Annotated in this window: 5 protein-coding genes; 2 read left to right on the top strand and 3 right to left on the bottom strand. The window is 72.7% G+C overall.

All coding sequences use genetic code 11. The features are described 5' to 3' along the window. Window positions 1-44: 44 nt before the first annotated feature. Complete coding sequence (locus GTW43_RS30540; protein ID WP_161305230.1) at window positions 45-752, bottom strand: TetR/AcrR family transcriptional regulator; 708 nt, start codon at window positions 750-752, stop codon at window positions 45-47. Between the two features lie 127 nt (window positions 753-879). Between GTW43_RS30540 and GTW43_RS30535 the strand changes: the two genes are divergently transcribed. Both GTW43_RS30535 and GTW43_RS30530 read left to right on the top strand, forming a co-directional pair. Next, complete coding sequence (locus tag GTW43_RS30535; protein WP_161305229.1) at window positions 880-2,361, top strand: APC family permease; 1,482 nt, start codon at window positions 880-882, stop codon at window positions 2,359-2,361. 51 nt (window positions 2,362-2,412) lie between these two features. Further along, window positions 2,413-4,059, top strand: coding sequence for an amidohydrolase (locus GTW43_RS30530; RefSeq protein WP_161305228.1), 1,647 nt, complete (start codon window positions 2,413-2,415; stop codon window positions 4,057-4,059). Here GTW43_RS30530 and GTW43_RS30525 read toward each other — a convergent pair. Both GTW43_RS30525 and GTW43_RS37740 read right to left on the bottom strand, forming a co-directional pair. Continuing rightward, on the bottom strand, window positions 4,056-5,975 hold the full coding sequence (locus GTW43_RS30525; RefSeq protein ID WP_161305227.1) for a family 20 glycosylhydrolase: 1,920 nt from the start codon (window positions 5,973-5,975) through the stop codon (window positions 4,056-4,058). The two genes, GTW43_RS30530 and GTW43_RS30525, sit on opposite strands and share 4 nt — an antisense overlap. A 248-nt stretch (window positions 5,976-6,223) precedes the next feature. Beyond that, window positions 6,224-6,397: a hypothetical protein gene (locus tag GTW43_RS37740; RefSeq protein WP_343246167.1), complete on the bottom strand. Its 174-nt coding sequence runs from the start codon at window positions 6,395-6,397 to the stop codon at window positions 6,224-6,226. Window positions 6,398-6,798: the final 401 nt, after the last annotated feature.

The raw sequence follows: 6,798 nt of genomic DNA, 5'->3' as shown, positions 1-6,798 counted from the left end.
CGCGGGGAACTGCGCGACCAGCCCCCACCGGGGGAAAGCCGCGATCAGACCGCACCCCCCGACGGCGCGGCCGCGCCCAACGCCCCGACCAGCAGCTCCAGCGCCCCCGCGAACGAACTCCCGCCCATCGACGGCAGGTGCTCCCGCACAGCGGCGAGCCGCGGATACCCCTCCGGCGGCAGCCCGGCGTACACGTCGCCCCACGCCCGGTCGTCCGCCGCCCGCCGCGCGTCCGGCATCGCCAGATACGCCGCGTCCAGCGCCGCGTGCCCCAGCACGGTGTCGACGAACACGGAGTACCACCGCACGGCCTCCGCGGGCGCGAACCCGCCCCGCAGCATCAGCCCGATCCCCGTGTCGACGGCCCGGAACTCGTGGACCCGCCGCGTGACCCGGAACGCGGCGAGCGCCGCGACCCGCGGATGCGCCCGGTACCCGCGGTGGATCCGCATCCCCATCTCGCGCAGCCCGTCCTGCCAGTCCATCAGCTCCGGCTCGAACCCCTCCATGGCCTCGCCGATGATCCGGTCGGCGACGGCGAGCAGCAGGTCGTCCGTGTCGTGGAAGTACCGGTACAGCGCGCTCGGGTCGCAGCCGAGCGCCGCCCCGAGCCGCCGCACGCTGAGCGCGTCGGGGCCGTGCTGACCCACGAGCCGCAGGGCGCAGTCCACGATCACGTCCTCGGACAGCAGCACCCCCGACCGGGTGGGCCTGCGCCGTCTGCGTTCCTGCGGAACCCGGCCGTCAGCCATCGCGTCCGCCTCCTCGTCCTGTGCGCGGACCCTTATGTCAACACCATTGACGCAAGAATGACAAGGCCTGTTTGATCGCAGCCTCTCCCCACCCCTCACACCCCCTGACCTCTTCAGGAGTGCGTCCATGAGAAGCGAACCACCGGGTCTGCGCCGATCTCTCGGCGTCGTGGACGGCATCGCCGTCGCGGCCTCCAGCACCGCCGCCACGACCAGCATCGGCATCGGCATGGGCTCCCTCGCGATGACCGTGGGCCTCCAGGCGCCGGCGATCCTGCTCGTCGCGTTCGTCCCGATCCTGGGGATCGCGACGGCGTACGCCCGGCTGAACCGGCACGAGCAGAACATGGGCAGCGGCTACGTCTGGGTCGGCCGCTCGCTCGGCCCGTGGCTCGGCTTCCTCACCGGCTGGGTGACCTTCATCGGCACCCTGGTCTTCATGGCGTACACGACCGCGGTGACCGGCTCGGTGTTCCTGCAGTTCGCCGGCAAGGCGGGCCTGCACACGCTGCTGGGCCTGGAGCTCGACCCGAACTCGACCGCGCTGTCCACGGTCGCCGGTCTGGTCGTCCTGGCGCTCGTCACGGTCACCGCGGTCACCGGCGTGCGCAAGGCGACGCGGCTGCAGACCTGGCTCCTGGTCTTCGAGTACGCCGTGCTGCTCGGGTTCTGCGGCTGGTCCCTGGTCACCGGCGCGCACGCCTTCCAGTGGTCGTGGCTGAACCCGTTCGCGATCCACAGCGGCACCGGCTTCGCCCAGGGCCTCGTCCTCGCGGTGTTCTTCTTCTGGGGCTGGGACGCCGCGTTCAGCGTCACCGAGGAGACCAAGGACGTCCGGGACGCGGGGCGCGGCGGCTTCATCGCCCTGTTCACGATGCTGGCCCTGTTCCTGTACGGGTCCGTGGCGCTCCAGCGCGAGATGTCCCTGCACGAGCTGGTCGAGCAGGGACCGCAGGCGCTCACGTACCTGGGCGCGCAGCTCGCCGACGAGCCGCTGGCCAGTCTGCCGCTGCTCGCCCTGCTGTTCTCGGCGGTGGCCTCGCTGCAGTCCAGCGTGATCCCGACCGCGCGCGGCCTGCTGGCGATGGGCCGCGACCGCACGATGGGCGCCGTGTGGACCAGGATCAGCCCCCGGTACGGCTCCCCCGCGCTCGGCACGGTCCTGGTCACGTCGGTCTCCGCGGCGATCGCCCTGCTCGCCCTCGCCATCCCCCGGCTCAACGAGATGATTCTCGCGGCCGTGAACTCCATCGGCCTGGTCGTCGCCCTCTACTACGGCCTCACCGCACTGGCCTGCGCCGTCCGGTTCCGCGGCCTGCTGCGCACGGACCGCGCCGAGGCACTGCGGGCGGTGGTGGCGCCCGGCCTGAGCGGCGTCGCCCTGCTGGCCATCGGCGTCTATCTGGGCCGGGACTACGCGACGATGAGCGACCGGTTCGCGCTCAGCCCGGACAACGGCTGGTTCATGCTGTCCGTGCCCGCGGCGATCGTCCTCTCCGGGCTCGTGATGGCGGCCGTCGCCAAGTACGGGCGGCGCTCCCCGTACTTCGTCACGGGCCGCGGGACCGACGCGGACGCGGTGGAGCCGGCGGCCCCCGAAAAGGTCTGACGCCACGCCGGACCGGCATCGAACGACACTGTTCTCACAAGGAGTTGCTGCATGACTGGCACCGCACCCGCCGATCTCGTGTTCACCGGCGGTCCCGTCCACACCGGTTCGCCCGCGCGGACCCGCGCGAGCTCGGTGGCCGTGCGCGGCGAGCGGATCGTCGCCGTCGGACACGACGCGGTACGGGAGCTGACCGGCCCGCGCACCGAAGTCGTCGACCTCGCGGGCAAGCTGCTGATCCCGGGGTTCCAGGACGCGCACGTCCATCCGGTCGGCGGCGGGATCGAGCTCGGACAGTGCGACCTGAGCGGCGCCGGGACGCTCACCCGGTACCGGGAGCTGATCGGGGACTACGCGCGGGCGCGTCCCGGGCTCGGCTGGATCACCGGCGGCGGCTGGTCCATGGAGGCGTTCCCCGGCGGGCTGCCCACCGCGGCCGAGCTGGACACCCTGGTGCCGGACCGGCCGGCGTACCTGGTCAACCGCGATCACCACGGCGCCTGGGTCAACTCGGCAGCCCTGCGCCTCGCGGGGATCGACCGGCGCACCCCCGATCCGTCCGACGGCCGGATCGAGCGGGACGCGGACGGCGAGCCCACCGGCATGCTCCAGGAGGGCGCGGCGAACCTGGTGGGCCGGCTGCTGCCGCCCGTCACCCGCGAGGAGCGCGTCGCGGGCCTGCTGCGCGCACAGGAGCTGCTCCACTCGCTCGGCGTCACGGCCTGGCAGGACGCCCTGCTCGGTGAGCACGCCAATCTCACCGATCCCACCGACGCCTATCTGGCCTGCGCGGACGACGGGCGGCTGACGGCCCGGGTGGTGGGCGCGCTGTGGTGGGACCGGGCCCGCGGCACCGAGCAGATCGAGGAGCTGGTCGCGCGCCGCGCGGCGGGCACCCGGGGACGGCTGCGCTCCACGAGCGTGAAGATCATGCAGGACGGTGTCGCGGAGAACGGCACGGCGGCGCTGCTCGCCCCGTACCTGGACGGCTGTGGCTGCCGCAGCGACAACAGCGGCATCAGCTTCGTGCCGCCGCAGGAGCTCAGGGAGTACGTGACGGCGCTGGACGCGCACGGCTTCCAGGTGCACTTCCACGCACTCGGGGACCGGGCCGTGCGCGAGGCACTGGACGCGGTGGAGTCCGCGCGGCGGGCCAACGGCCGCACGGACACCCGTCCGCACCTGGCGCATCTGCAGGTCGTGCACCCGGACGACATCGGCCGGTTCCGTGAGCTGGGTGCGACGGCGAACATCCAGGCGCTGTGGGCCGCGCACGAACCGCAGATGGACGAGCTGACCATCCCGTTCCTGGGTCCGGAACGGACGGGCCACCAGTACCCGTTCGGGGCGCTGCTGCGGTCCGGGGCGACCCTCGCGGCCGGCAGCGACTGGCCGGTGAGCAGCCCCGACCCGCTCCAGGGCATCCACGTGGCGGTGAACAGGGTGGCGCCGGACGCGCCAGCGGGCACCCCGGTGTTCCTGCCGGAGCAGCGGATCTCGCTGCTCGACGCGCTGACCGCGTACACGGCGGGCAGCGCGTACGTGAACGGGCTCGACGACGTCACGGGCACGATCGCGCCCGGGTACCTCGCCGATCTGGCGGTCCTCGACCGGGACCCGTTCGCGGGCCCGGCCGAGGAGATCGGGGCGACGCGGGTGACGCAGACGTACGTCGGGGGCCGGCGCGTGTTCGGCTAGCGCCGGACCCCGGCCACGGGCCAGCTCCGGGTGAGGGTCCAGGTCGTGGGGGTTCGCTGGTCCGGCGGGTACTGCACGAGAGCGCCGTCGGCGGTGGCGTCGAGCGTCATGCGGGTGATGGCGTTGGTGAGGGTGTACCCGCCCCTGGCGGCGGCCGGCTGCCAGCGCTGGAGCGTGTTCTTCGGGTCGCACGTCTCCCAGGTGGCGGCGGAGCCGGGCTGCAGCGGCACGTTGAGGGTGAGCTTGCCGCTGCGGGTCTCCAGACAGGCGCCGCTCGCGGTGTCGGCGACCGTCGCGTAGCCGTCGGCGGTGCGGGTGATCTCGACGGTCCGCTCGCCGGTGCGGCCCGTGCGGTCGGCGAGGGTGTACGTGCCGTCGGCGACCGGGACCCGGGTCAGGTCCCGTACCCCGGGTGCGCTGCCGGTCGCGGCGGCGCGCGCGGTGAACGCGTCGTACGTGGCGTCGGGGTGCGCGGCGCCCCAGGTGACCTGGGCGATGTGGTCGAGGGCGGGGGCGGTGGCCCGCGCGACCTCGTTCTCGGTCTCGCCGCGGCCGTTGTCCGGCCACAGGCTGATCTTGGCGCCGGTGATCCCGCGGTCGGAGGCGAGCTTCTCGCCCTCGAAGCTGCGCGGGTCCCACTGCTCGTCGTAGAGCGTGCGGGTGTCGGTGTGGAAGCCGCCGCGCACCAGGTAGAGGGAGTAGGCGGCGTTCATCACCGGGTGGCCCTCGTCGATGAGGGTGCTGGGCTTCACGTCGACGTCCAGCCAGTGCTCGACCGTGGTGCCGGGCGTGACGGGCACGGTGTTGGCGCCGGTGAGGCCGTCGTTCCAGATGCGCAGCCGCTTCCCCTTGCTGCGCGCGTAGGCCTCGACGCGGTTGACGAAGTCGATGAACGCGTCCTGCGGCGTGGCCTGCGCGCCGTACCGGGCCCGGGCGTACTCCAGGACCTGCGGGTACTTCGCGAAGTCGGAGCCGAGCATGTACTCGTCGGCGCCCATGTGCCACCAGGTGGACGGGAAGACCTCGGCGTACTCGTCGATCAGGCTCTTGTAGTACGTGAACGCGGCGGGGTCCGTCACGTCGAGGCGTGCGGGCTGGGCCGCGCCGTCGGTGTCGACGAGCTGGAGGTCGGGGCGGTTCTCGATCCACGGGTCCATGTGACCGGGCGAGTTGATCTCGGGGACGATCGTGACGTGGTACTTCTCGCCGAGCGCGACGAGCCTGCGGATCTCGCTCCTGGTGTAGTAGCCCCAGGTGTTGGCCTCGGGGTGGCGGTCGCTCCTGACCTTGACCTCGAGCAGCAGCTGGTTCAGGCGGCGGTAGGACATGTCACGGACGAGGTTCTCCAGCCAGTCGGTGGAGAGGTGCACGTAACAGGCGCAGACGCCGACGCCGCGCTCCTTGTAGTGCGGCACGTCGACGGTGCGGCCGGCCGGGATCGCGTCGCCCTGGGCGAGGAGCTGGAGGAGGGTGCGGGTGCCGTAGAAGGCGCCGGCCTCGGCGGCTCCGGTGATCTCGAGACGGCGTCCGGCGCGCAGCTCGTAGCCCTCGGACCCGAGCTGCCTGCGGCCGGGGGCGACGTCGACGACGATGTCGCCGGTGCGGGCCGGACCGCCCGTGACGGGCACCGTGCCGTGTCCCGCGGCCCGCAGGTCGCCCGCGAGGGTGCGGGCCACGCGACGGGACGCGGCGTCGTCGGCGACGAGCCGGGCGTGGTCGCCGTACAGGTAGGTGCCGGCGGCCGGGGTCCAGTCGGTGAGCGCGGGCAGGGTCCGCGGGGCCGTCCGCGCCGGGTCCGGCGTGTCGGCGGCAGAGACGGGAACCGTCCCGGCGAGGAGGACGAGGGCCGCACCGGCCAGCGCGGCGAGATACGGTCTGCGTCGCCGTGCGGGCGGGATACGCGACTCGGTCACCATGTCGGTCAACATGAGATCCGAGGATTGCCGTACCGCCGGAGCTCAGTCCATGGACATTCCCGGTGAATGCTTGGACATCCGCAAGCCCCCTTCGAGGACTCGTCGGATGTCCGGTCGGGTCACCCCGCCCGGGCATCGGGTGCCGTAGTTCGCGGCACCGCGTGCCGACGGGCCGTCGCAGACGTCGGCCCGCGCCTCTCGACGAAGAGGCGCGGGCGGCGAAGGGGCGGTCGGTGCGTGCGCCGGGATCAGTCGACGCTCGGCAGGATGTGCGGTTCGGCGAGATCCTCCTCGTACCCGGCCAGCCGGATCGGGGCCGATCGCGCCCACACGTCGAGACTGCCGAGGCGTTCCGGCCGTCGGCCGGCCCGGTCCGCTCGATCCTTCGGGCGCTGTTCGCGTGTCGTCTTCTCTGGTGTCACCGCGCACTCCTCGTGTGTCGGGGTAACCCTCTCCGGTGTGACCGGCCCAGCGTCACGCGGGGCGCCGGACACCCGATCGGGCTTGAGTGGAAGGCCAGTTCGGGCGCGGTGGCGCCGGTGTGTCGCTGGGTGGGATCGGCCGTGGTGACCGGCCTCTCCCCGGACGGAACCATGGGTACGGGTGAGTCCCACGTGCGGTAACCGTCCGACTACAGCCTAACCAAATGAGCGGGGGTCCGCTCGATGGGGCCGAAACCCGTGCGTCTCGTGGAGGTCGACGGGGCTTCATTCAGCCACGTCGACCGCCCTCGGCGCGACCCTTTTTTCCCAGTCTTTCCTCACACCGGACCGTGGGCGACCTGCACGGCGGGTCAGGAGGTGGGCGCGGGCCGGTCGGTGTT

The organism is Streptomyces sp. SID5785 (assembly GCF_009870065.1).
In the GTDB taxonomy this organism is placed as follows: Bacteria; Actinomycetota; Actinomycetes; order Streptomycetales; family Streptomycetaceae; genus Streptomyces.
The sequence above is the reverse complement of the archived record's forward strand: the minus strand, read 5'-3'. Positions and strand labels throughout refer to the sequence as shown.

What these genes read in the sequence shown, in the direction of transcription:
- GTW43_RS30540 (WP_161305230.1), bottom strand. Translation starts at nt 752, where the DNA reads ATGGCTGACGGCCGGGTTCCGCAGGAACGCAGACGGCGCAGGCCCACC.
- GTW43_RS30535 (WP_161305229.1), top strand. Translation starts at nt 880, where the DNA reads ATGAGAAGCGAACCACCGGGTCTGCGCCGATCTCTCGGCGTCGTGGAC.
- GTW43_RS30530 (WP_161305228.1), top strand. Translation starts at nt 2,413, where the DNA reads ATGACTGGCACCGCACCCGCCGATCTCGTGTTCACCGGCGGTCCCGTC.
- GTW43_RS30525 (WP_161305227.1), bottom strand. Translation starts at nt 5,975, where the DNA reads ATGGTGACCGAGTCGCGTATCCCGCCCGCACGGCGACGCAGACCGTAT.